This is a genomic window from Pseudomonas sp. MPB23, from assembly GCF_046605395.1.
GTDB lineage: Bacteria > Pseudomonadota > Gammaproteobacteria > Pseudomonadales > Pseudomonadaceae > Aquipseudomonas.
Genome location: NZ_CP176771.1, coordinates 4,204,116 through 4,227,780 on the forward strand (window position 1 = coordinate 4,204,116; position 23,665 = coordinate 4,227,780).

The window sequence follows — 23,665 nt, forward strand, 5'->3', positions numbered from 1 at the left end:
TCTGTATGGCTGTACTGTGATGAGCTACTGCCTTTGGTAGTAGAGATCTCCTGAACCGACTGAGCATGATGGTACGTGGCTATGCGGCTATCTAAGTTTGATTGGGTAAGACAGCGAGGGCTAGAGACAGCTAAGGTGTTGAATTTGTTTGACCCGCCATCTGGTGAGCCTCCTCGATCCCCCCACGACGTTTAGAGGATCAACATTTCTTCGCTGTCTGCTTGGTTTCTACTAGCTTGAATGGTGTATTTTAGTATTCCTTCGCAGCCCGATGAGGCTAACAGGAGCTAGCCTAAGTTATTAAACACTTTAGGCGGTAAGTTTTACATTTTATGATGCGTTGTATATGTAATTTGTACGAAAGGCCACCCAATAAATGTAAGGATTAGACGGTGATAAATTTTCCTACGGATCTTACAATTGATAGTTGTGAGGCATTTGTAAATGGCTTGGAGGAAGCCAGCCCAAGTGAGGCGCTCTATCTTCCCTCTGAGTTTAACAATGCCCTGTTTGGTGGGGTGGCCGCTGCAATTCAAGCGATTAATACGTGGGGGCGGTTGTCTAGTTCCCGAGAAATAGTTCTCGGAGGGAATTCCGAAGAAGCTCAAGAATATAAGGATGAAGTAGTGAATCGCCCGCACAAGTTTAATGCGGCGATGCTGGCGAAGAAGATAGTGCTCTCGAGTACAGGGGCAGACATCCGCAAGGATGTGAATATTGCTGCGAGGGGTGCTATTGAGAGTCAAGCAGGAAACAAACATGGCCAGCAAAGAGGTGCACTATGTTGGTTTTCTTTTGTCGACCACAGCTCGAAAGGTTTCGATAAGAACTTTTACACACAATCTTCCGAAGGGGGAGCTATTCCCAGGCAGATTTCTCAGATAGAAAATATAATAAAATCAATGGTGGAGAAATCCATTGGTGTTCTTGGTGCTGCGCAAAAGTTATCAAGTGATGACATGCAGCATCTTGGTCGTATATTTTTCGAGCTGTTTTTGAATACGCATGAGCATGGCTCAAGAGGTCATAGTCGGGACGTATGGCTGAGGCCTGGGCAACGTGTAATTTATAGCAATGGAATAAGTCTTTTTGATAAAGCACTTGAAAAACGCACCCAGCGAGAACGCGGACTTTCAACCTATTTGCAAACGCATCGAGTAGATGAGGTTGAAAAAACCAGATTCATCGAAATAAGCATTATTGATTCTGGGCTTGGGTTTTTTGAGCGCTGGTGTGCTGACAAGAACGAGTCGGCCCCTGAGGATGATCTCGGTTACGAGTATTCGATCATCAAGAAATGTTTCAGCGCGCGTCAGACTTCATCCGGTAAGGATAACAAGGGTCTTGGCCTTCCCGTCGTCATGGATCGCTTAACTAAACTCAACGGTTTCATGAAAGTTAGGAGTGGGCGTCTCTCTCTATATAGGAATTTTATTGCTCAACCTTATGCTCCAGGCGATTCGTGTGACTTTTCCGATTGGGTTACCGGGCTTCCTGCCAATGAATCCCTCACCCAATTAGGTTGGGTTTCTGGTGTAGCAATAACATTCTTAATTCCTCTGGAGCCTAAGCAATGAGTGCCGGCTTTGCGTTTCGTTTCCAACATGAGTCCGTAAGGCCTGCTCTCGTGATTTGCTGTAATACGACTGTGTCTTCAGATGAGATCGTTAAGTCAATAAAAGCAGATGTCGAAAATAATTTGCTTCCGGATCGTGTTTATTTGATAGGGCCGACCGGCCATAGAGATGATTTTGTAAGTCTCTTCAGTAATGATTCATTTAAAGAGGAATTTGAATCATTCGTAGGGGATGTAGATGAACGACTTGTTCCTCTGTTATACGACAGTTGTGGAGTAATAACACGTGCCAAAAACGATTTAAAAATCGAAAAGGGCCTTCGCGACGCGATGATCTGTCAGGGTATGCTTGATATTTTCGAGCGCAGACAAGGGCTTATCACATCCTCGTCAAGCTTCCATTTCTCGAAACCTTCAGGTGATCACTGCAGCGGATTCATACGAGCTTCGAATTTGTTAGTGGCTGGTGAAGAGGTAGCATTCCTTGCTATATCTTTACTTCCTTACTTTTCTGAGGCTCCTGATCGGATCTATGTTGATACGTCGTCGATTTCTTACTTGGTGAGTGTTGCTGCTTTGATGTCCGGTCGCTACAGCGAACGGTTGCCATTAATTGAGAGTTTTGAATCTTACACTGCGCTTAAGAAAAGCTTCGACTTTGTGGAGGCAGCAAGCAGTTTGGTGATTATCTCTGCAACCACAAGCGGCGGGCTTGCTGCAGAGATTCTTAAGAAAAATAATTTCACCGCGGAGCAGGTTGTCACACTTTTCTATAGTAAGTTGAAGCCCGCTCAATACGGTATTTTTGATGTGGCTTGCTTGGTCTCTGAAAGCATAAAATCTTTTGCTCCTGAAGACTGTTCTGATTGCTTGAAGGGAAGTAAAGTCATCAAGATCGCGGGCGATCAATTTTTGCCCGAGACTCCTAGTCATGGTCAAGTAGTAATCAAGAAGACAGATTTTACAGCTGATCGACGGAAGTTCTTTGAGGAGTTCGCTGCAAAAAACCTTTTGCAATGGCGTGTGGCTTCCGACCTGGGTGCTGAATCAAGGGAGCACTTTTTTATCGATGTTGAGAATTACTTGAAAGGAATGCCCAAGGGGTTTTCGGAAAAGCTCCATCGATCAGTTAAAAAGTATATCTCTAGAGATGCTGAAAAGATAATTGCGCTTGATGATCCTGGCTCAATTTCTTTGATGGAAGAGGTCAAGAAGATTATTGGTGAACCTGGAGTTGTCTGGCAGAGCATGTCTGAAGTTGACGAGGATCTGCTTAAAGGTTCTTCATCAGTGGTAGTAATTGCTGGGGCAATCACATCTGGTAGAAAATTGCTCGACGCTTCCAGGAAGCTGCGCTGTATCAGTGATCAATCCTCTATACTTTATTTGGTTGGATTCTCAAAAATTCCTAGCAAGGATGCATACGAGCAACTCCGTAAGGACTTGGAGTTAGGCGGGCGTACTCTGATCGTACTGAGCGAATGTCATATGCCTCGTGTCATCGGAAGTACGAGAACGTCGTGGGACGCGGAGTGTGATTTTCTGAGGGAAATTAGCGATGATTTATCCGAAGATCCAGTTGAATTATCCGACGCTCTTAAAGTGCGCCTTGGGAAATTCGAGCAGAATGAATTTGACTCAGATGATCTATTCTTGCCTTCGCCTTCAGGTGAAGTTCTTAAGTTGAGGGATACGTTTGCCTTCTGGTCAGGCTTGGAAATAGATCATACGACATCTACTCAGGCTGATGTATATTGGACGATTCAAGCGATTTTGCATGATATGAGGATAAAGCCTAATGGCGCAGGTTTGGCTAGCATCTATCATTCAACAGTTATAAGCCCGGCGTGCTTCGATAGATACAATGATGGAGTAATTCAAGCATGTCTTCTCAGGGCGGCTACGGCATCAGAGTTGAACTACTCAGTTAGTGATGATTTTAGTCTGAAGATGATGGACTTTCTGATTTCGGTAATTGAAGGATCAGCTGAGGCGCAAGGTGAGGGGGCGCTTGAGTTCCTGATGGCTATGTGTCTTGGTCACCTCCGTATCAATACCGAACACTTAAGAGAGTTGCTTTCAAGAGCTAAATTGCTTGAAGTGAGTGACGACATGGGACTGCTTTTGAATCAGTTGTCAAAACAGCTGCCTTGTAAGGATTGATTTTAGTATCTCAAGCCCGGCTGATACAGGGCTTAAGATGCTTTATGCAACTGATGAACCTCGCGTGGTGAATCGCCCCTGATTTTCTAGACACTCTTCAAGCTCGCGGTGTTACGCTTTTCAAACTCTACCGGTGACACCTGATCGTTGAAACCATGACGTCGTTTTGGGTTGTAAAACATCTCGATGTAATCGAATACATCCCCTTGAGCATCTTGCCGAGTGATGTAGATTTTTCTCTTGATTCGTTCCCGCTTTAGCATCTGGAAAAAATCTCAGCTACGGCGTTGTCGTGGCAGCTACCTCGACAGCTCATGCTACCGACCAGGCTGTTGGCCTTTAACAAGCTGCGCTAATCAAAGCTGCTGTACTGGCTGCCCTGATCAGAGTGAACCACTACCTCCCGTGTCGGCTTACGCCTCCATACTGCCATCAGCAGTGCATCAATAGTTGGCTGGAAGCCTTTATGTCCAATTCAAGAAAGAAACACCTATGTGAATGCACGGTGGCGCGTATGGAAATATTAGGGCATTCCGCAGCAGCGTTCCTACCCTCTTGGCCCGTCACACTCAGCACATCGAACACCAGTCAGACACACGAACGAAAGGAACACCGTTTCCACTACTATTCCCCCGTACCACTGAGTGCGCGTATCGTGCCAAAACCTTTTGCGACAGGAAAACACGGATATATTTGTCAGCGCTCATGATTCAGAATTTCCGGCAGTTTGGAGCTGGGCAGCAAACTAGAGGTTTTGTCCCGACTGTAATGGAGAGCGCCTTCTGTTTGTATCCGGACTTTCGGGACGTACTGTTCTCCATCACCAAGACGTTGCTCAACGTAGGCTTTCAATCAAAGGGCTAATCATCTGTTTGATGGAAGGAATCGAGGTGCCGATCTGATGCGAGCCGATTTCGTCTCCCTGCTTTCTAATGTGAATAGAAATGCTACGGTCATCTTCAACCTTGGCAAAGGCTACCAATCCGTTCTCTAAAGGATGAACTCGCACATCGTTTTCTCCTCCGGGGTAATTAACTGCCTGTTGAAAATCGCTTAGAACTGCCATCACTTTTACTGCTGTATGCACCCATGAACCATGTTGGCCCGTCATATATGAACTGCCGCTCACCAGCACAACCGCCATCATCAGCGAACCAAACGAATGGAGCATTGCAGTTGCTGTGGGTCTGGGGATTTTCTTTTTTAGGCCCACCACTTCCAATACGGGGGCGAGCATCTGTATCGAATTAAGTGTCATCGTCTGGATAAATCCGACTATGACCATCACGAGCGCAAAGAAAAGGAGCGCTATGGACGCAACGGCCATCAGTGCCGGGATGTAAAAGGCGACGATGAGAAAACCGACTGTTACGTCAAAGCTTTGTGGCGGTAAACCTAACGACTCGGAAACAAGCGACCGAGCCATCACCGTGGCGATCAGAAGGACTACAAAATGAAGAAGGGCCACGGCGGTTTTCCCCAGCGTACTTTCCCATACAGCGCTGATCCATTGAACCGCTGGCATACACCACGAAATGAAACCTCCTACAACTCCGACTGATCCAATTATTACAGCAATATCCATCGCAAGGGCGCCGAGCCAGTGTGACATTACCATTCCGAGTAAGAAGGTCGTCATGGAAAAAATATAAAAGAGGTTAGACGCGGATATTTCGTTGTATTTGCGTTGAATCCAGTCCTGCATGATACCGATTACTCGCTCTTGGAAATCCGCACAAATGTTGATAGTTGAGGGGCGTGCGTGGCTCGCCTCGGGAACACTTGAAGAACCATTATTGCTTCTGCCTGAAACTAACCTCGGTGGTTAAACCTGCTGCCGAGCAACAGTGGAAAGATCGCTCGCTAGTTGGTTGTAGATAAACTAGAAGTGACACTAATATTCGGCTCGGTAGTTGACAGCGGATTTTTAAAGTTTTATAAGAGTAGCTCTTCCGTGAACTGTGCAAGCCAGGCGCTGGACATTGACGCATAAGGAGCTTCCGGCGCGGTGGCAGCCTTCAATTCGGTGAGCAAGCGATCTTGGAGAAGGCGAAGACGTGTGGTGACACCTGCCGCAGGCGTACCATCCAATATGCGCTGTATGGCGGGCTCCTCCAGTGCGGCGATCGACTCAGCCAGTTCAGTGACCAGATCACCGAGGAATTGTAATTTCCGTAACACGCGGTTGCGATCTTGGAACAGCTTCAGGCGGTTCAGCCCATATACGTAAATAGAAGAATTGGCGCGCGCTTGCTGTTGCGCATTGCCTACGGCCACGATCAAACCCGTGGGCAGCTGTGGATCGACGCTATGCGCTAAATACGTGGCAGGATCATCTTCGCAAGGATTGATGAGTAGCGGCAATTCTCTGGAAAAGTTGGTGGTCTCTGCCGTGGCGCGCACGCCCGTGTCCGCGAGCGGGAAGCTATCTTTCTTGCCTGCTTGTCGGATCCTTGTCGCAGCCGTGCCCGCCAGCACTACAAGGCTATTCGATGCATCAGCCAGAACCTGACCCCGTTTGCGGTTGCAGTCAATGCACGACGGCAGCAGATTTTCCCACTGCATGGCAATCCACCAATAACCACCATGCGCGACATCATCCGCCACCGCACCTTTGGGCCGGTAATGCTCGATATCTACTGGGGCAGAGGCCGCATAGTAGGTCTCGCAGTAGGCACACTTGCCGTGGAACAGTTTCTCCAAGGCCTGTCGCACATCGGCGCCTTTGTAAGCCTTGTACTTAAATTCCTTCTTTTTTGTGCCTGGGACCGGCGCAGTGGCGCGGTGGCTGCGGACATCATCTAACTCCAGAGGTCCAGCGCCACCCGCTAACAGCGAGGAGGGGGGAGGCACTGAAAATCGGTCAACACGACGCATATTCAAAGCCTCTCTAGGGCAGACAGAATTTGATCCTTGGCTGCCCGTCGCAAATTACGCAATCGCTGGCTACTGGCGGCACGGCGTTTTGCCAGGTATTCCCCCACAGCCAGTTGGACAATTTGATGGACTTCGCTCGAGCCAATTGGAAGGGCGTTAGTGATATCTTCATTAAAGTCCTGCAACACTCGCTCATCCTCCGCGCTCAACTCACCATTAGCGTGTGCAGCCATCAGATCGGCGATTCTCGCTAAGCGACGGTCAGCATGCGCATCATCGGTAGATAGCATCTGGAAGAAGTCAGAGGTGAGCAGTTGCTCAAGCCTCAGATCGGCCACCGGGGGCAGGTCGGCCATGCTTTCAATGGTAATCGGCATCTGACGCTGCGCCTGGCTGTCAGCGCTAGCGATGCGCTGCAGTACCACCACTTCTCCTTGCTCCATACCCCGCAGGCACAACGGATCATGGGTGGTGACGATAAATGTCATGCTTGGCAGGGCTGCACGTAAACGAGACATGACTTGGACCTTCCAGCGTGGGTGCAGGTGCGCCTCGATTTCGTCGATCAGTACTACCCCTCGGGCCGATTGAAAGCTCTCGAAACCGGGGTAAATAGTTGCGTTCATGAGCCCTTTGAGGATGTCACAGATCATTGCCAGCATAGAGCGATACCCGGAAGACACAGCGTGCAGCGGGGTACGATTGAAGCGGAGCGCGCCGTCCGGTTCGCTGATGGCCGTCACCATGTACAGGATATTGCTCTCCTGAGCGCGTTGGATTACATCGAAATCGCCATCTATTGCGAGCACTTCGCGTAGGGTACGAATCACCATGTCGAATCGATCTTGTCTAAGCTTACTTAGCCAAGGCTCAGGATTTGACAGCACGTTGCCGTCGAACAGATTGCGGACATGGGCATGCGGGCTTGTTCGCTGGCTGGCTCGGGTGAATCTACGAAACGCGCCATAGGCAAACACAGGGACTTGCTGGTTATCTAAGTTGCTGGAGTGGCTGTGGGCTTGCTGGTCGATGGTCAGCTCAACCCAGTGTTGATTGGATAGCTCGATACGAATCTGTGCACGAGTTGCCTGATCACCTCCTTCCACGCCGAGCTGGGCAGGATCCATGACTAACTCAGCCAACGATATGTTGAGTGCGTTCCGAACTGCTGCAGGGACCAGCGTCAGGGCGACAGCTTCAAGTATGGAGCTCTTACCGGTGGCATTTTCTCCCAGAATCACTAAGGCAGGGGCCAGAGGCTCACTGCGCGCGAGCGACCGCGCCGGTGCCTCCTTGAGCTTAAGATCAAGCTGCTCGATTGCTTTGAAATTGCGGATGTGGATGGCGGTGATCGATTCGACGACCGGCTCTGGCGCCATCGCCTGTATGTCGCTTGCGTGCAGCCTTGCATCTTCGCGTTGCAGCATATGGTGTGCTTGCGCCAAGAGCGCCGCCGCGTCCGTGGCTTTCGCCCATCGATGAAGCGCGGGGCCAACCTGCTTGGGCGTCGGGTTACGCACGATTCCATTGACAGGAAGATGGTTGAGTAGCCGTCGGAGCAGCAGGTACCACGTCCCGCCAAACTCAAGAGTTGCAAAGTCTACTAGTCGATCGATCCTGGACAGGTCTGAGGGTGTGGTGCAGCTGCGAAGCTCCTCCAGGCGCTGCTGGTAGGTGATATAGCGCTGGTGACGTCGTTCCCCCCGATTCAGGTCGAAATGGGCAATGGTGTACGCACCCCGTGTCGAGCCGGGCAGTAAACCACCATCCAAAGCCGGAATGAGGTGGCCGGCGAACTGGCGTACTTCCGTGGGATCGAGGAGCATGGCTTTTTCGCTAGGCATGTCAAACTGCCAGAGACCATCTCCGCTGTTCACATAGGCCTCAACCTGTTCACGGGCCGGTAGCGGGCAACGACGTCCTCGCACTGCAAATTGGGGCTCAATCGGTACACAGCCGGGGCAGATGGGGAAAAGGTTTTGCCAGGCATCCGCTAGCCAGAGGTAGAAAAGGTGGGCGTCACTGGACCGAGACATGGGCAAGGCATTACCTGCGGGCCGGAAGCGATGCACTTCTAGCCGATCGCTGGCCTCACAAAACGCGCATCGCTGCCTATTCAGGTTTGCCAACGCTTCACGCAGGAGGTGTTCGTCTTCATTGACGTTAATGATGGGGACACTGGTTTGCGATCGTCGTCCGGGCTCTATCAGCCAGTATTCCAGCATCGATTTGCGCGATGCTTGAGTTAGCGTTGACTTCAGAATCGCGGGAGGCTGGCTTGGCCGCTCAAAGTACTGCACGGGGGGTCTCCGGCGAAGTGTCGACGGCGTTAATCACTGTCAGACGATGCGCAACATTGGCGACCTCATCTTCACTCCACAATACTAGATCCCCATCTACCGTAGCGCGCTGCAGAGCAGATGCGCGCATATAAGCACGAAAACGGGGATCAGGGTGCGCAACGGCAAGCTCGAGAATGGTTCGGTAAGTTGCCTCTTTAGGTAATTCGCTAAGCAGGCCGAACAGGCGCTCCCTGGCATCCTGTGCATCATCACGCAGCGTTGGGGAGTACACACCGGTGTTAGCCCGATTGAGGTCATCTCTGGCGCGGACCACGCGATGCACCAGCAAATACAACTCCTTCAGGATACTCGGTGTCTGGAATCTGCCGTTACCTTTGACCGTCTCACGTCTTCCGCCCAGCAGCGCTACACTGAAGACTTCGCCGAAGCGCTCAGCCTTTGTCGCGGAAAGCGAGCGGAATAAATGCTTAAGAGGTGGTAACGCCAGATAGGGGTCGGCGTGCACTCGGACGGCGTGCCAGACCGGCAGTAGTTGAGGGGGGGTAGAAGGGTCGCTAACCTTAGCTGCCGCCAATCCTGCTATCTGCGTAGCTGATATGTCCCCGGCGGTCATGATCAGTCGGCAGTAGTTCAAGCAGTCATGGTTCACGACCTGATGCTTCGATATCCACTCATAGATTGTCGGAGCTAAAGCACCATGCATCCCTGAAGCGTAGTACACCAAGTTGTGTAACACATAGTAGGAGTTTTGCTCGGGCAGGCTACTCTGCAGCTCCCATTGAATTTCCGGGTGCAAGACGTTCGTCACCGCAAGGGGATACAGCCGGCATAACGGTTCAAACCATTGCGGAAAACCATTGATCTCCCAAAGTGCGTATCGCAGTGCAGCTTCCGCTTCCGCGTTAGTCAAGTGAGCAATGGCGCTCTCGCTTTCAAATTCAATTTCAAGGCCGGCCAGGCCAAACATCACCGCCACGGGGATGCTATTCGGCGCGGCGCCTTCTGAACGAGTATCTGGTTGGTAAGCACGCCAGAACGCAATCGCTGCATCGCGGTAAGCCCCGGCTACCTCGTCGCCGAACTCCGGGATCAGTGCACTCCAGTTAGCTCCCTCAGATCGCTTATATATGCCAGTGCCTGCTCGGATATGTTCCATCAAGTGATACTGGATTTGGCTCAATTCGTTCGCTTTGAGACCCGGTGGGTGACGTACAATCTGCGGGTTATCCTTCACTCGAGCGATGAAGGCGTCCCAGTCCTTACTCCGCTTTTTTTTACGCCGTGCGTAGAGCTGCTGGTGCTTACGCTCTCGTGCTTGGAGGTTCAAGGTTGCCGGGTCTGGTGGAGGGTTGAACCACGCCTGAAGGGTGGCCTTTAGCCCAGTATGGTCGTGCGTAGCGACAAGCAACTGATCCAACCAGCACTTCGGCTGGCTATTTTCCCTATAGGTCCGAAAAGCGCGGGCAAGGGCTACGTAACGGTCATCTTCCTGAGCTCGCTGATTTACCCACGCCAATGTTCTGGGAAAACTGGCTTCATCGAACGACCAGAAATGCCCTGGCCAGGTCACCGGCCAATCATCCCTGAGCGGTTGGCCAGACCTCTTCGTCTGTTTCCGGCATTCGGCGACAGTCCACCAAAACAACGCGTCATTCAATTCGGTCCATTGGGGTACTAGCATGTCGAACGTCTTCCGCGCTTCTTGAAGCTCGGCTCCGTGCCAGTGGAGAAGGGCAGGTACCGCCGAGAGGAGGGCCAATGATGTCGAGGACAAAGCGGCCGGAGCGCGCACAGCAATTAAGTGTTCGACGCAGAGCAAGGCGGTGGGCATCAGCCACTGATACTCTTTCGAAACAGCGCAGTCACCCCGTTCTATATGCGGCGTCTTTTTCAGAAGTCCAAGCAAGCCCTCGGCAAACCCATGGAGTAGCTCAATTGCGTTTGACTTACCGCTCAAGGTCAGCCGTTTAACGAAATCGGCCAAGCTGGAAGTGAGTCCGCTTGCGTCATATCCGTCATGCTTTCCTGATCGAGTAAGGGTCTGCAGGATGAGCTCGCTCGACTCCTGTTTGCTGGGTGCATACGAAACCAGTTCCGAGAAGACGCCTCGCGGAACCGATACTTTGCATGCCAAGATGTCTTGCCACAGCTGAAGGAAGCGTTGAGTATCACTCAGTGCTGCAACCGCTCTCACCGACACGATCCGAGCATACAGGCCGCGGCCGGACTCGACAGCGATGTTCGCCAGCGGCTCCACGCATCGGAGCATCTTGCCCTGCCAGGCTAAACGACCCAGGATGAAAATCGCGTCGTCATGCTTCGCGTGCTTGCCAATCAGCTCGAGGGTCAGGGCTTCAAGATCTAGGCCTGCGATTCGTATGATGGCGTCATTGTCCAGTCCCCGAATCGCTGAATTTTCATCAGTGATCTGTTCAATCACTCGCGTCAATGTCTCTGCTCGAGCTGCAAAAGGCAGTACTGCAGCATCCCCTCCTTCAAGCACAACATCAGGGTAGTCACGGGTGACCCTGTTTCGAATGCTCTCGTCGAGCAGAATCAACCAAGGCAGCAGGGGACGCATGCGTACACTCAGTACCGTCTGCTCATACTGCCGACGAAATATCCATGACTCAATTTCGCTGCGATTCGCCTCGACTCCCAGATGTTTGCTAATCCAGCGCGCTGCCAGCAATTCCCTTATTTCTCGATGGCGGAACCGAACCTCGCCATAGACGGGCTCGCCAAAAATTCCGCATGTCAAAAGGGTATTGAGCTCAGCGTAGGACCATACCTGGAGTAAGGTGTCCGGTCTGATAGCTGCCTCGGAGCCAGTTTCTTGTACCCGCAGGCTCGAAATGCCTGTCAATACAACCCCGATGGCCAAGAGTTCGGCACCCTCTTCGAGGCGAGACCGAGTGAGAGTCGGCAAATCCCGGGCGGCTTGATCAAGCTGTCGGGCGATACTCTGTTGCAGGATCGTTAGCCTGTTCGCAAGAGCATGTTCAGCGTTCCATGTGCCGATCAAATCGCGTAAATCAAAAGGAAGCCCCGCGAGTGTGAGCAGGTGACCGCGCTCCAGCTCTTCGAGAAACACAGTCGCGTCCGAGACGCCACTATGCTGGGCAAAAATCTTAATGTCGTTAATGCTCAGCGGGGTTAACTGATAAAGGCGCAGGGCGGATAGGGGGGCATCGGCTGTTTGGGTAGTGTAGTGCTCAGCCGCAACTTCGGTGTCTTCTGCGGGATCATCGATGCCATCAGTTTCGAGCGACGTCGACTGCGGCGCAAAGGGGAGTAACTCCTCCAAAAGGGCACGGTCACGTTGCGGCCGCCAGGCATAGGGCCGGCTTGAGACATACACATGGGCGCGTTGGCTGGCTGGCCCCACCTGATCAGCGAAATATCGCAATGCCTGCTCAAAGGCTCTCGCTTCTGTTAGGCGAAGCTCATCCACGGAGTCCAGAAAGAACCAGGCTTCATCCGTACCTGATAGCCAGGCCGAGAATGCTTCTGCGCTGCCTATCTCGAAAGCTGTCTCGAAGCGGTCGCTTATGTCTTCGATTCGGATGAAAAATGCCGCCTGGCCTTGGTTTCGCAGTAGGTTTGCGGCCCACTGTAGCTCGTAGGTTTTACCTGCTCCAGCCTCGGCGAGGATGACCACCCGGTACTCCGTAAAGAGCGTCTTCCACGTCTGATTTTCACCGTGTGAAGATCCCAGCCACAGTTCGCCTAAAGGTAGATCTTCTTTCTGATAGGCTTCTGGAATCAGACGGAAATGCCGGGTTAGCGGTACTGGAGACATTTGGCGTCCTTGCAAAAAAATTGGGTAATCAGCTGATTGGGATCGGCAAGCGGGCTAAGACTGCTTGTTTTGCCTATTATCGGCGGATATAAACTTGTGTTGGTCGGACTTATGTGGAAATCGTATTGATATTGCTGTCCTGGCTCAACCTCTTTGGAGGATGACCAGCAGATACTCAAACAGTTTAAAGCAGATTTGACGGAGGTTAAGAAACAACTGGCCTGACGTCTATATGTAGTGGTCAACTAATCCCGGACACGACGTTAAGTTTTTTCTCGGCCTGAGCCGGTGGCAGCCCACCATTAAATTGGTGCGGTCGAATCCAGTTGTACCGGTGCATCAAAAAATGGCTGATATCCCGCTGAGCTTGTTGGACGGTCGTGTAGCCCATGGTCGGTATCCACTCGGTTTTCAGGCTCCTGAACACCCGCTCCATCGGCGCGTTATCCCAACAATTTCCTCGCCGGCTCATGCTCTGACGCATGCGATATCGCCAAAGGCGCTGACGAAAACTCCGGCTTCCATATTGCGAGCCTTGGTCGGAGTGGAACAGCAAACCCTGAGGCTTCCCTCGCTGCTCGTAAGCCATGTCCAAGGCCTTGATGACCAAGTCGGCATCCGGCTTTCCCGACAATGCCCAGCCCACAACACGGCGGGCAAAAAGGTCCAGCACAACCGCCAGATACTGCCATTTCCCTTGAGCCCAGATGTAAGTGATATCGCCACACCAGACGTGGTCAGGAGCGGGCACATCAAACTCCCGGTTCAAAATATTAGGAATGTCGGGCCGCTCGACCGTCGCCTTTTTGTAAGCATGCGATCCCGGCTGTTTGCTGACCAACTCCAGCTCGCGCATCAGGCTGCGCACTTTGAATCGCCCGATCTGCTCGCCGTCGTCCTGCATCATGGCCATGATGCTACGGCTACCGGGAGCACTGCGGCCTTGGGTGAACAACTCGTTCACCCGACTGCGCAATCGAAGGCGTTCTACATCCGGTGTGCGGCGCCTGAGACGCCGAGCGTAGTAGCACGAGCGGGTCACTTCAAACACCATGCACAGCCAATCAACCGGCTCGTGGATGCTCAACTGGTCAATCAGCGCGAACGCTCGAGATCTTCCGACATCAAGAGCGCGGTAGCCTTTTTTAAGATCGATTTTTCCCGCTCAAGGCGAGCAATTCGGGCTTCCAGCTCTTGGATTTTCTGCTGCTCCGGGGTCAGCGCTTTGCTCTGCGGGGTGACGCCCGTGCGTTCTTGTTGCACCTGGTCGACCCATCGGCGCAAAGCCGACTCCCCGATACCAAGCGAGCGGCTGGCCTCAATGAAGCTGTAATCCTGCTTGAGAACGAGGTCGGCAGCCTCGCGTTTGAATTCAGGGGAAAAGGTACGGCGTTGTTTGGTCATCTGACACCTCGTTCTGGCGAGCATTCTCGCCTAAATGGATGTCCGGAATCATTAGACCACTACAATAAATCCTTTAAGTGCCTATCGTTGACTCAGCTTCCTGTAGATCGCATTGGTGATCATTGCCCCACCTACATCGCTAGGATAATGTCTGCATTTGATAAGGTTAGCGGAGGCTGGGAATGGACTGGGGCGCTTTGATCAAGATCGCAGCTTCGATTGGGGGGGCGATTGTAACGGTTGTCACCGCCGGGCGTGCTATCAACAAACTCAAAAGACACATTGCCGAATATCGAGAGATAACGGCTCCGCAACCCGCGCAACCTCATTTGCAACTCGGTTTTCAATGGGTGGGTGACCTAAAACTAAATATGATCCATGCCCCCGAGATCGTTTTCCGTATCGGAAATCGTCAAAACAGAATCCTCTACCTCAACAAAATCCAGTGGTGCGCTCCCGCCTACCGGTTGCATTGGGATGCCAAAGGCTCGGACGCCTCAGGACAAACGATTCAACCCGGTCAAGGGCTTACATTCAAGTTCGACCCTGAAGACACGCTTGAGCCGATCATCGACAGCGGTTTCTGGACACGATATACGTCGCAGATACGCTTGATCTGCGGACTGCGACTGAGCGTGCAACTGCAAAGCGGTGAGGAACGTAGCATTCCTGCTCCCAGGGTCTTGAAGCTTTATCTGGCCTACCTACACCACTTACCAACCTTGGCTCGGAACTACATCAGATTTCAGTCATTCTTACGCCCCTAGCCAATAAGCAGACCCACGGTGCTGTCGCCGAGTTATGGGCTCGATTAGGTGGCCATATCCGACGTTCCGACCACTGTGGTGGCTCCATTGAAAATCGACCCAGGCTGACACTGAAATTCACCACGGGTGGTCAAGATTTGGGTAGACGATCGGGTAGGGGGCGGCTCTCTCAAGTGACACCCGACGCCAAGAACACACCGTTGGACTGCCAGGTGATCGGGCCGTGCACCTACCTTGTCGAAGAGTTGAAATCGCTTTTGCCTAAATACAAGAGGAATACCGGCCTTGGTAGACCTTAATACCGGGACTCGGTCGTCATGCGTCACAGCCATATCAATCGCGTGTGCTTTCACACTTGCGCCAGCCGCCCTCGGTCGCGGCGGGTGTCTCCCCCAGTACTAGGAACGTACGATGATTAATAAAATCAAGATCAAGGGCTACAGGATCCACCGCGACTTCGAGCTCACACCTGAAGCGAAAATGAATCTGCTCGTCGGTGGTAACGACGCAGGTAAATCGTCACTACTGGAGGCGATAGCTCTTGGACTTACAGGCCGTATTGGCGGGCGAGCAGCGTCAGAAGAACTGAACCCTTACTGGTTTAACACCGCCTTGGTCAGCGCGTTTCTGAACGATATTCAGGTGGGTCGTCGACCCGCATGGCCCACCATCTCGATTGAGCTCTTCCTGGACAACAGACCAGAGCTCCAGCGTCTGTGCGGTGCGCACAATAGCGCAATCCCGACGTTAGCTTGCCCGGGTGTCAAACTGAGCGTGGTACCAAACCCGGAGTATGAGGAGGAGCTGCAGGCCTGGCTGGCAACGCCCTCGGCCCTGCTTCCCGTAGAGTACTACAAGGTGGAATGGCGCGATTTTGGCGAGAACGAGCTGACTAGGCGGCCCCGGGAGCTTTCAACTGCCATCATCGACTCCCGCACGATCAAGGCGTCTGGCGGTGTTGACTACCACTTACGGCAGATTCTCAACGATCATTTGGAAGCTCCGGAAAAAGCGTTGATCTCTCTGCGCTATCGGGAAGCCAAAGCAGGTATGTCGGACGGTACCCTGGCTGATCTCAATCAGCGACTTGGTACCCTTGAGGCGTCGCTGCAGCAACAGCCTTTGAAACTCGCGATGGACCAGACATCAAGGACATCTTGGGAAACCGCCATATCTCCCCACATCGATGAGGTTCCTTTTTCGCTAGCAGGTCAAGGGCAACAGGCCGCGGTCAAAATTTCATTGGCCATGGGGCGAAATGCTGATAGAACCAAGGTGATCATGATCGAAGAGCCCGAGAACCACCTCTCCCATACCAGCTTGGTGACTCTTCTAAATCGGATTGAAAGCTTGGCCGGCGAGCAACAGCAGTTATTCATTAGCACCCATAGTGCTTATGTGCTCAATAGGCTGGGATTGAATTCCCTACTCCTGATCAACCGGGATTCCGTAGCAACCATTACAGGGCTCGACCCGGAGACCGTGGGCTACTATCAGAAGTTGCCCGGCTTCGACACGCTTCGTATGGCATTGGCAGAGAAGCTGGTGCTGGTCGAAGGGCCGTCAGATGAGATCGTCTTCGAACGTTTCTTTACCGATATGTACGGCGCGCGTCCCATGGCCCTTGGCATCGACGTGCTCAGTATGCGCAGTCTTTCATTAGCGCGGTGTCTCGAGCTCTGCGCCAACCTGAACAAGCCTGTAGCAGTACTTCGAGATAATGACGGGACAGAGCCGGCGGATCTCAGAGCCTCAGTGAACCAGTGGCTGGATGGTGATAGGCGTCAGCTGTTCATTGGCGATGTAGCGCTTGGCCGCACACTCGAGCCTCAATTGGTGTCGCATAACAGCGAAGCCGTGCTTCGCGAAGTTCTGGGAGTAGCTGGGCATGCTGATCTGGCAACCTGGATGCAGCGGGAGAAGACTGAAGGTGCCCTGCGTATAGCAGCGTCTGAAACGGTGATCACTCCGCCTCAGTACATGGCTGAAGCGGCGGCGTTTATTCATGGGTAATCATCTCACCTTGGCCGTTGCGGGGTCTCGGAAGACTCAGGGGCTGGTGGAGCATTGCGCCGCACTGCCAACCTCTAGGAGGGTGCTGGTGGTGACGTTCACCCAGCGGAATCAGCACGAGCTGAATGAACGACTCTCTACCTATGCCGGGCAGCAAACCAATATAGAAGTGATGGGGTGGTACACGCTGCTCCTGAGGCATTTCGCCAAGCCGTTTCTGCCGTTCGCGTTTCCTGGTAGAAAAGTACTGGGTTTCGATTATGAAGGATTTCCGCCCCGCTTCTCGAAGGGCTGGACACGTTTTTTCAACCGATCCGGAGCGGTGTACGCCAGCGAGCTAAGCAGGTTAGCGCATGACCTGATTGACCTGAGCGAAGGCGCGTTGCTGTTTCGACTGCAGAGTCTTTACGACGAAATCCTCGTGGACGAAGTACAGGACTTAAGCGGCTGGGACTGGGATATTCTGAAAAGACTTTTCGACTCCCCGATTGATATTCGCATGGTCGGCGACGTCAGGCAGTCAGTCCTGTCAACAAGCCCGAGGACAAGAAAAAACAAGCAGTACGCCTACAGCCAGGCGATTGACTGGTTCGTGGAGATGCAAAAGCAAGGAAGCATTGAGGTCGAGTTTCGAGCCACAACTTGGCGCTGTTGCCCCGGCATCGCTGCGTTCTCCGACACGATTTTCGACTCTGAGTGGGGGTTTCCGCCTACGGAGTCGCTCAATTTTACCGAGACAGGCCATGATGGGATGTACCTAATCGCACCACGGCATGTGATGGACTACGTAGAACTTTTTAAACCGCGCTGCCTTCGCGTCAGTGCGGCCTCCGGTAGACAGTTCGATCTGGACTATGTGAACTTCAAGGTTGCAAAAGGCGCCACATACGAGCGAGTGCTTATCATCGCTACGGGGCCCATTGCAAAATTCCTACAAAGGGGTAGTGCATTGGAGCCTGGGCCGGCAGCAGCGTTCTACGTAGCTGTGACGAGGGCACAGCAAAGCGTTGCGATCGTGTTAGACGAGGTGGGCGAATCTGCCATCCCACTGTGGGTGCCTTGATCGTCAAACGTGAAAAGGTCATGGTTGGTAGCTAGGTTCCTGGCTGAGATGACTAGTGTCAGAGCACAAACAGACCTTTATATCATCACGGTTAACAAGGTGTGATTGAACGCTGGCATTACCCAGGCGCCTCGACCTCAGAGGTTCACACATCAAGATCAAGTGTTCGCCTTTTTCGAATGATCGCAATGTTTGCATCACCGTTTTTGGAAGCAGTTGGCGCGTAGTAGTGATGGCGATGAAGAGTGTAACGGCGAGGATGTTGAAAATGCGGAGCCCCCCCTGAAGCGAGGGGCTGTGAGTCTTGGGCCGAAGCTGCTGCGCCAAGGCTAACCGCATCTCTAAAGGGACCGAACGCTTCGTGTGTACAATCTGTTAGATTTTCCAATCATCCGGATAATCATCCACAGGAAGCTGCAAAACGAGCGCTCCGTCATCATGCGCCTTCTGTGACTCCTCATGGTGCATGGCGAGGCAGAGGTAGATCAGGGCTGCTCGGCACAGCGCCATGATCAGATGCGTCTTGGCAACCAGTTCATCCCTATCAATTACGAATGCAAGATCATCGACTTGGCGCTCCGATGCGCCTGAAATCCAATGAAAAGCGTCCACTATCTTGGCGTACTTGTGCTCAAGGTGGTTTCTTAACTCGTCCAACGCTTTGGCATCCGGTCTGGCGACGTCCTTGAGTACCTTGGAGTAGATGTCTTGTGACACCCAATATAGACCGCGCAGTGCAGAGTTTTTTGTGGATTTGAATTCATCGCGAATTGCCCATGCCTCGGCGGAAGGAGCACCTTTTTTGACAGGCTTAAACCAGAGCGTTCGAAAGCTCACGCTGCGTTCAGGTATCCCTAACTGCCAATAGGCACTAATGAAGTAAGCCATCTTATCCAAAAGCGAGTAGGCGCTGCGGAATGCGGTCTTAATCTGCTCTAGTCCCATCGAATAAAGGGCATAGTCGTAATTGTGAGCCAATGACAAGCCCTTGTCGGCAAGGTGAACCGATCGGGAATGCTCTCCCTGGTACAGGCAATGACGGGCGAAGCCATACTCCTGCTTCATTTGATTGAAAAACGCCAGGTAGGTAATCCCAACCTGCGCGTCATGGTTGGGCAGTCTCAAGACATCATAAGCGGCGACGGGCAGGGCACCCAGGTCATTCATGGGGTTTAGAAATAGCTGGGCATCCAAGCACCACTGACGATAGCGCCGCTCCTCCTTGGAGGAGCCGAGGCTGTGTCCGAACAGGTGCGAGTCATCGTCCTCTTCGACCTGTTCAGCAAGTTTTGTCTGGTACCACCGGAACGCTTCAATCGCCTCAGGATAGGTTGCACCATCGCGGCCGACACCGCCTTCAATTGCAGACTCAAGATGACGCCGAGCATGGACGAAGAACCAGTGGGTATGTCCAGGGTCATAAAGCGCGTCGCCATAACGACACAGCCCCATCCCGAGGTTGCCCAACGCCATGCCGAGAATGGGCTGCTCGATCAAGGCTTTGCGCCACTCAGCTAGCGCCTCAATCCATCGGCCGCAGACACTCAGTGCATTGCCTAGGTTGCAGTAAATCCGCGCACGAAGTGCAGGAGCCAACCCCTTGAATCCCTCGTGTTGGATCGCTGCGTGCAGGAAGTAAAGCTGCTTGAGCAGAGCAGGGTGATCCAGTCTCCAAGGGTCAGTTCCTTCAGCATCAAGCAAATGCAGTTCAGCCCAGGCGTTGGAACACGAATATTGAATAAGGCACGCGTCGGCTGGCGAACAGAGGGGCGCAATATTGTCAGCTAAACCAACGGCTCTCCGGAGAAGGTCGGGATCCTTGGCATCGCCCGATGCGTCCACAAGGGAGTCAAATACGCTTCGAAGGTGAGCCGGGTATGCGTTGCTTTCGGCGAGGCTCTCCAGAACCTTCAACAGTAGATGTCGGTCTTCCGCCCTAGGCTCGTAGCTCTTCGTGGTAAAGCGCTCGAGAAAGTCCTGCATCTTGGGTGACCGCCAGGGGGAAAGGTGCTCAAGCTTACCTTGCCTCTGGCGTCAATGCTGCACAGGTATACGTCTTACGACTCATTCACTGCACACAATATCCATATCGCACCCTATCGTTTCTTTGAGATAGGCCACCGCAGCGGCAAGCACCAAATTCTGGTCAGCGGTACGATCACGTACCGAGAGGCCTGGCTGGACGATCACGATCTCCGCCTCGATTGGCTTGAATCGTGCCATCTTGATCATCTCGTTTAGCATCAATCCATTGCCCGCGAGATAACGGGTAGGACGCTGTAATGACGTCAGTCGATCTTCACGACCTTGAATGTGTTTCCCAAGCTCGGAGAAACGCCACTTCCATTTCGCCGACCTTATCGCCTGCGAGCAGACCTCAACGACATCCTGCACACGTTCGCCAGAAGTCTTTCCACCCGAGTACTTGCAGTGTATGAGGGTGAGACGGATGCGATCATTTTCTTCCTTGAGGCATACCAGGTCAGCTGCCTCTCCGGCCCCGTCGTCATCGAATACAATGTCAAACCCACCTTGGATGAAATGTTGAGCGGCCTTCCACTGGACAGAGTCGACTCGGGAAACATAATCCTTCCAGTAAGACTCCTTGGTAAGGTCGACTCCTGTCCAATCCCAGGCTTCGAATCGTTCTTCTCCGATCTGCAGGTGCCTTGGGTCTTGGGGCTGGATGAGCATGTTGCCGTCCAACTCGGTCAGGTCGACGAAACGTACCAGGGGAGGGTACTCGCTCAGGTATTGGCTTAATGGCCCCGAACCTCTACCTATAGTAAGTTCGACAGTGTCCCCAGCAGTCTGCGTTACGGAGTAACCATTTTCGCCTCCGACCGTGAGTGTAAACTCGGCGAAGTCGCCCGTTTCGTCGCTGGACAACGAAAACCTCATGTTGTCAGCCGCAACATCGATGTAGCGCAAGTCGACGAAGGTGATGGGGAGGCCGGCCGGAAAGGCTGGGGTGGTCAGCACGACTCGGTCTTCAGCAATGCCAATAATTTCGGCTGGCCATTCGACTGTGAGCACGATCTTGCTCCTTCGGAAACCCAGTCACTTCCGTAGGAATCAGAACGTTCGCAATGATGTCATCAACCACGATGCTATCGTCCAGAAGCTTGGCGCCTACCCCTGCACACCAACGTACGAATTCTGGAATGGAGCCTTGCTCTCGCGACCAGACCCGGCCTTTGTACGAACAACCGACTGAGACTTTTTCGCCATTTTCCCATCCGGTACCGCTGACATTATTTTTAACAGAACCACTGCGCTCGGCCAGACCAAGCGCAACGGCAACATCTGCGCCGGTATACATTGCATAGCTGAGATTTCTGCGCCCGTGTTTCTTTACGCCCATGTTCTGGAACACCAGGCGGTTGATTTGCCCCAGCATTCGGAACATCCGTTCGCCCTGCAGCAGATCGGCTTGGCCTGTAACGTGCTGTGCTAGCTCCGGAAACAGAGAGCTGTGATCCGTGGAAGAGAGGAACAGTAGACCAAGCTCTTCGTTGTGGTGTAGCACGAACAACGTCCATTCACGATCCAGTACGCCTTTGGCGTTTGTCCAGCGAACTCGTCCCTCGGCCCGGGTAACGAAATAGAGCGTACGCATCTCCCTGTTAAGCCAAGCACCTTTGACCTGAAGTTTCGAGGACAGGCCATGATGGAAGCGGTTGGGGAAGAACTGTTGAGCTCTGTAGGTCGCTGTGCTGAAGACTGGTCGGAGTAGTTGAGGCGATAGCGCCACGTTTGCATCATCTTCCTCATCCAAGCGGTTAGAGGCTCGGAGGAAGGCTACAAGCTCGCTATGTTCCCGCACGGCATTCGAGCTGAGCTCGCTCAACACTTGGTTCCAGTCTGCGTCTTCGCTGTAGAGGCGCTCCAACGAATAGGCCACATCCTGGTCTCCGATATTGGCTACTACTGTTGCTTCACCAATGTCCTGCCCTGCAACGCGAGTAAATCTCCCAATGAATTGCAACAGAATCGCCAAGCTTCGATGGCTGTCATGAAGCGCCGCAATCTTCAATTGAGGCAGGTCGAACCCCTCACCAAGCATGTCGACACAAATCACTACCCGGGAAGCACCTGAACGCAGATTGGCGAGCCGAGTCTCGGTGTCGTTGATTTTTGAGTGTATGAGTACAGGTCGAAGGTCAGGCGCGAGGCCTCTGTAGATATGTTCGATAACAGTCGCTCGTGCAATGCTGCTACAGCGAGCCATCAGCAGGTGATTGAGACCTGCCTCAAGATTCTGTCGGAGTTTGTGCACTGCTGCCACTGCTATCGCCTGGTCTGCCTGTCTTCCACCGCTTGGCTGGTAGATTGGTTCGAAATGGATAGGTTTGAAGTATTCGTCCCTTTGCGCGGCAGCGAGTGGGTAGTTGAAGATCACTTTACCGTCGACCAATTCCCCGTCCCGGCGAAAAGGTGTTGCCGTGAACTGGAGCGTTGGAATCGATCGAAAGGCTGATTTCAATCCGCTCCACGTCTTGGCGGGCACATGGTGAGCTTCGTCCAAGATCAGTGCTTTACAGCGCTGAGCGATAGCGGCGGGAAGGAGGCTGTCAAGTTCAAACGTCAGCGAACCGATCGTTGATACCACCACGTTACATTGCGTGAACATCTCTAAGTCTGCTTCCGTTTTTGGCCTAGAGGTGATGATTCCAACCACGGGGTTGATGATGTCGTTGGGCACTACGCCAAGTTTGCGCAGCAGCCCCAGCCCTTGGAATTTGTTTGCAGTCTGGAGACGCAGCAAGTCCCATGGCACAACCACCAAGATCGGCGATTTACCATGAGCTGTCAGTGTGGCCAGCATCGTTTCAGTTTTGCCCGTTCCCGTAGGCATGACGATTGTCGCGGGCTGAGCATCGAGGCTCCAATGAGCCCCGATAGCGAAGAGAGCCCCTAACTGCGGAGGTCGCAGCCCTTCTTGACCCTCAGGTATATGCCCCGAAGCATCCCGCCGCTCAGCACGGTACGAGACCTGATTCTGCCAGCTGTGTGCTGCTTCCTTCGCCAAGTCAGCCAAGGACAACTCTTCAAGCCTGATTTTGAGGTCATTTAAGAGGCGATGAGCTCTCCAGACATACTTGTTTTGTCGGAGCTGAATGATCCCATCCACCCCTTCAGGCAGCGCGACACTCGCGCGCTCTGTGATCAAAACACGACTGCCATTGTCCAGCGACCACAAACGCTCTCTGATTCTGGGAGAAATAGGTATGAGCGTCTCGTTGGTCACTCGAGTGACGACCGCCGGATGCAATTGATGGCGAATCTTTCCAACGGAACAGCTCTGCTCGTAAACCACTGGCGGTAGCTCAACCATCTGGTTCCTTCCTGATTAATACCGTATGGGGTTGATGTGAAGCTGAAGATTATAAGATTGGTGGCAAATTAGTGGCTTTAATATTTCGATTAGCGTGGTCAGCCATAGGCAACGTAGGGCTAGAGCAGGGCGCCAGATGTTCGAGACTCAATTGGATAGTGTTCATTTGTCCAATCCAGTAATCTGATGAGCTGCAGCCGATCGGCCATAACTCGTTGATGAAGGAACGCAACGCATGCATGCCCCCAAGAGTCCATGCCGGCCGTACTCGACCAGCAAATAGGCAATGAACAAGACGATGCTTTGGGCAACGACACTTCGCGCAAGCGCTGCGCAGCGTGCCGACCTCACGTCGAAGG

The 23,665-nt window shown here is 52.7% G+C and carries 13 protein-coding genes and 1 pseudogene; 5 read left to right on the top strand and 9 right to left on the bottom strand.

The features are described from left to right. Positions 1–392 precede the first annotated feature (392 nt). Both ACLH0J_RS18955 and ACLH0J_RS18960 read left to right on the top strand, forming a co-directional pair. Positions 393–1,577 (top strand): hypothetical protein, encoded by a 1,185-nt coding sequence (locus ACLH0J_RS18955; protein WP_159957525.1) that lies wholly within the window; start codon positions 393–395, stop codon positions 1,575–1,577. Next, positions 1,574–3,739, top strand: coding sequence for a hypothetical protein (locus ACLH0J_RS18960; protein ID WP_122711521.1), 2,166 nt, complete (start codon positions 1,574–1,576; stop codon positions 3,737–3,739). The genes ACLH0J_RS18955 and ACLH0J_RS18960 overlap by 4 nt, the downstream gene beginning before the upstream one ends. 86 nt (positions 3,740–3,825) lie before the next feature. Here ACLH0J_RS18960 and ACLH0J_RS18965 read toward each other — a convergent pair. From ACLH0J_RS18965 to ACLH0J_RS18990, 6 genes and pseudogenes are all read right to left on the bottom strand, one after another. Continuing rightward, positions 3,826–4,187, bottom strand: a pseudogene (locus ACLH0J_RS18965) (IS3 family transposase); the annotation flags it as partial. 387 nt (positions 4,188–4,574) lie between these two features. Then, entirely contained in the window at positions 4,575–5,444 is an 870-nt protein-coding gene (locus ACLH0J_RS18970; protein WP_122711522.1) for a hypothetical protein, read from the bottom strand. A gap of 230 nt (positions 5,445–5,674) precedes the next feature. Further along, positions 5,675–6,616 (bottom strand): HNH endonuclease, encoded by a 942-nt coding sequence (locus ACLH0J_RS18975; protein ID WP_122711523.1) that lies wholly within the window; start codon positions 6,614–6,616, stop codon positions 5,675–5,677. 2 nt (positions 6,617–6,618) lie between these two features. Further along, complete coding sequence (locus ACLH0J_RS18980; RefSeq protein WP_411388550.1) at positions 6,619–8,916, bottom strand: AAA family ATPase; 2,298 nt, start codon at positions 8,914–8,916, stop codon at positions 6,619–6,621. Continuing rightward, a complete protein-coding gene (locus ACLH0J_RS18985) occupies positions 8,903–12,721 on the bottom strand; it encodes an NACHT domain-containing protein (RefSeq protein WP_411388551.1) in 3,819 nt (1,272 codons plus the stop codon). Before ACLH0J_RS18985 ends, ACLH0J_RS18980 begins: the two co-directional genes overlap by 14 nt. A 241-nt stretch (positions 12,722–12,962) precedes the next feature. Further along, positions 12,963–14,125, bottom strand: a protein-coding gene (locus ACLH0J_RS18990; RefSeq protein WP_340135116.1) for an IS3 family transposase whose coding sequence is annotated in 2 segments (ribosomal slippage) — positions 12,963–13,873 and positions 13,873–14,125 — 1,164 coding nt in all. Because the reading frame shifts where the segments join, the coding sequence is not laid out codon by codon here. Positions 14,126–14,307: 182 nt separating this feature from the next. On the opposite strand from ACLH0J_RS18990, the gene ACLH0J_RS18995 reads away from it, so the two are divergent. The 3 genes from ACLH0J_RS18995 (at position 14,308) to ACLH0J_RS19005 (ending at position 17,968) form a co-directional block, all read left to right on the top strand. Beyond that, a complete protein-coding gene (locus ACLH0J_RS18995; protein ID WP_411388552.1) occupies positions 14,308–14,892 on the top strand; it encodes a hypothetical protein in 585 nt (194 codons plus the stop codon). 411 nt (positions 14,893–15,303) lie between these two features. Then, positions 15,304–16,905 carry an ATP-dependent nuclease gene (locus ACLH0J_RS19000; protein ID WP_411388553.1) on the top strand — a complete coding sequence of 534 codons (1,602 nt, stop codon included), beginning with the start codon at positions 15,304–15,306 and terminating at the stop codon, positions 16,903–16,905. Beyond that, complete coding sequence (locus tag ACLH0J_RS19005; protein WP_411388554.1) at positions 16,898–17,968, top strand: UvrD-helicase domain-containing protein; 1,071 nt, start codon at positions 16,898–16,900, stop codon at positions 17,966–17,968. Before ACLH0J_RS19000 ends, ACLH0J_RS19005 begins: the two co-directional genes overlap by 8 nt. A 375-nt stretch (positions 17,969–18,343) precedes the next feature. On the opposite strand, the gene ACLH0J_RS19010 is transcribed toward ACLH0J_RS19005, so the two are convergent. The 3 genes from ACLH0J_RS19010 to ACLH0J_RS19020 form a co-directional block, all read right to left on the bottom strand. Then, positions 18,344–19,951, bottom strand: a complete 1,608-nt coding sequence (locus ACLH0J_RS19010) for an LA2681 family HEPN domain-containing protein (protein WP_411388555.1) — start codon at positions 19,949–19,951, stop codon at positions 18,344–18,346. An 81-nt stretch (positions 19,952–20,032) separates the two neighbouring features. Continuing rightward, positions 20,033–21,004, bottom strand: coding sequence for a hypothetical protein (locus ACLH0J_RS19015; RefSeq protein ID WP_411388556.1), 972 nt, complete (start codon positions 21,002–21,004; stop codon positions 20,033–20,035). Continuing rightward, positions 20,961–23,306, bottom strand: coding sequence for a DEAD/DEAH box helicase (locus ACLH0J_RS19020; protein WP_411388557.1), 2,346 nt, complete (start codon positions 23,304–23,306; stop codon positions 20,961–20,963). Before ACLH0J_RS19020 ends, ACLH0J_RS19015 begins: the two co-directional genes overlap by 44 nt. Positions 23,307–23,665 lie beyond the last annotated feature (359 nt).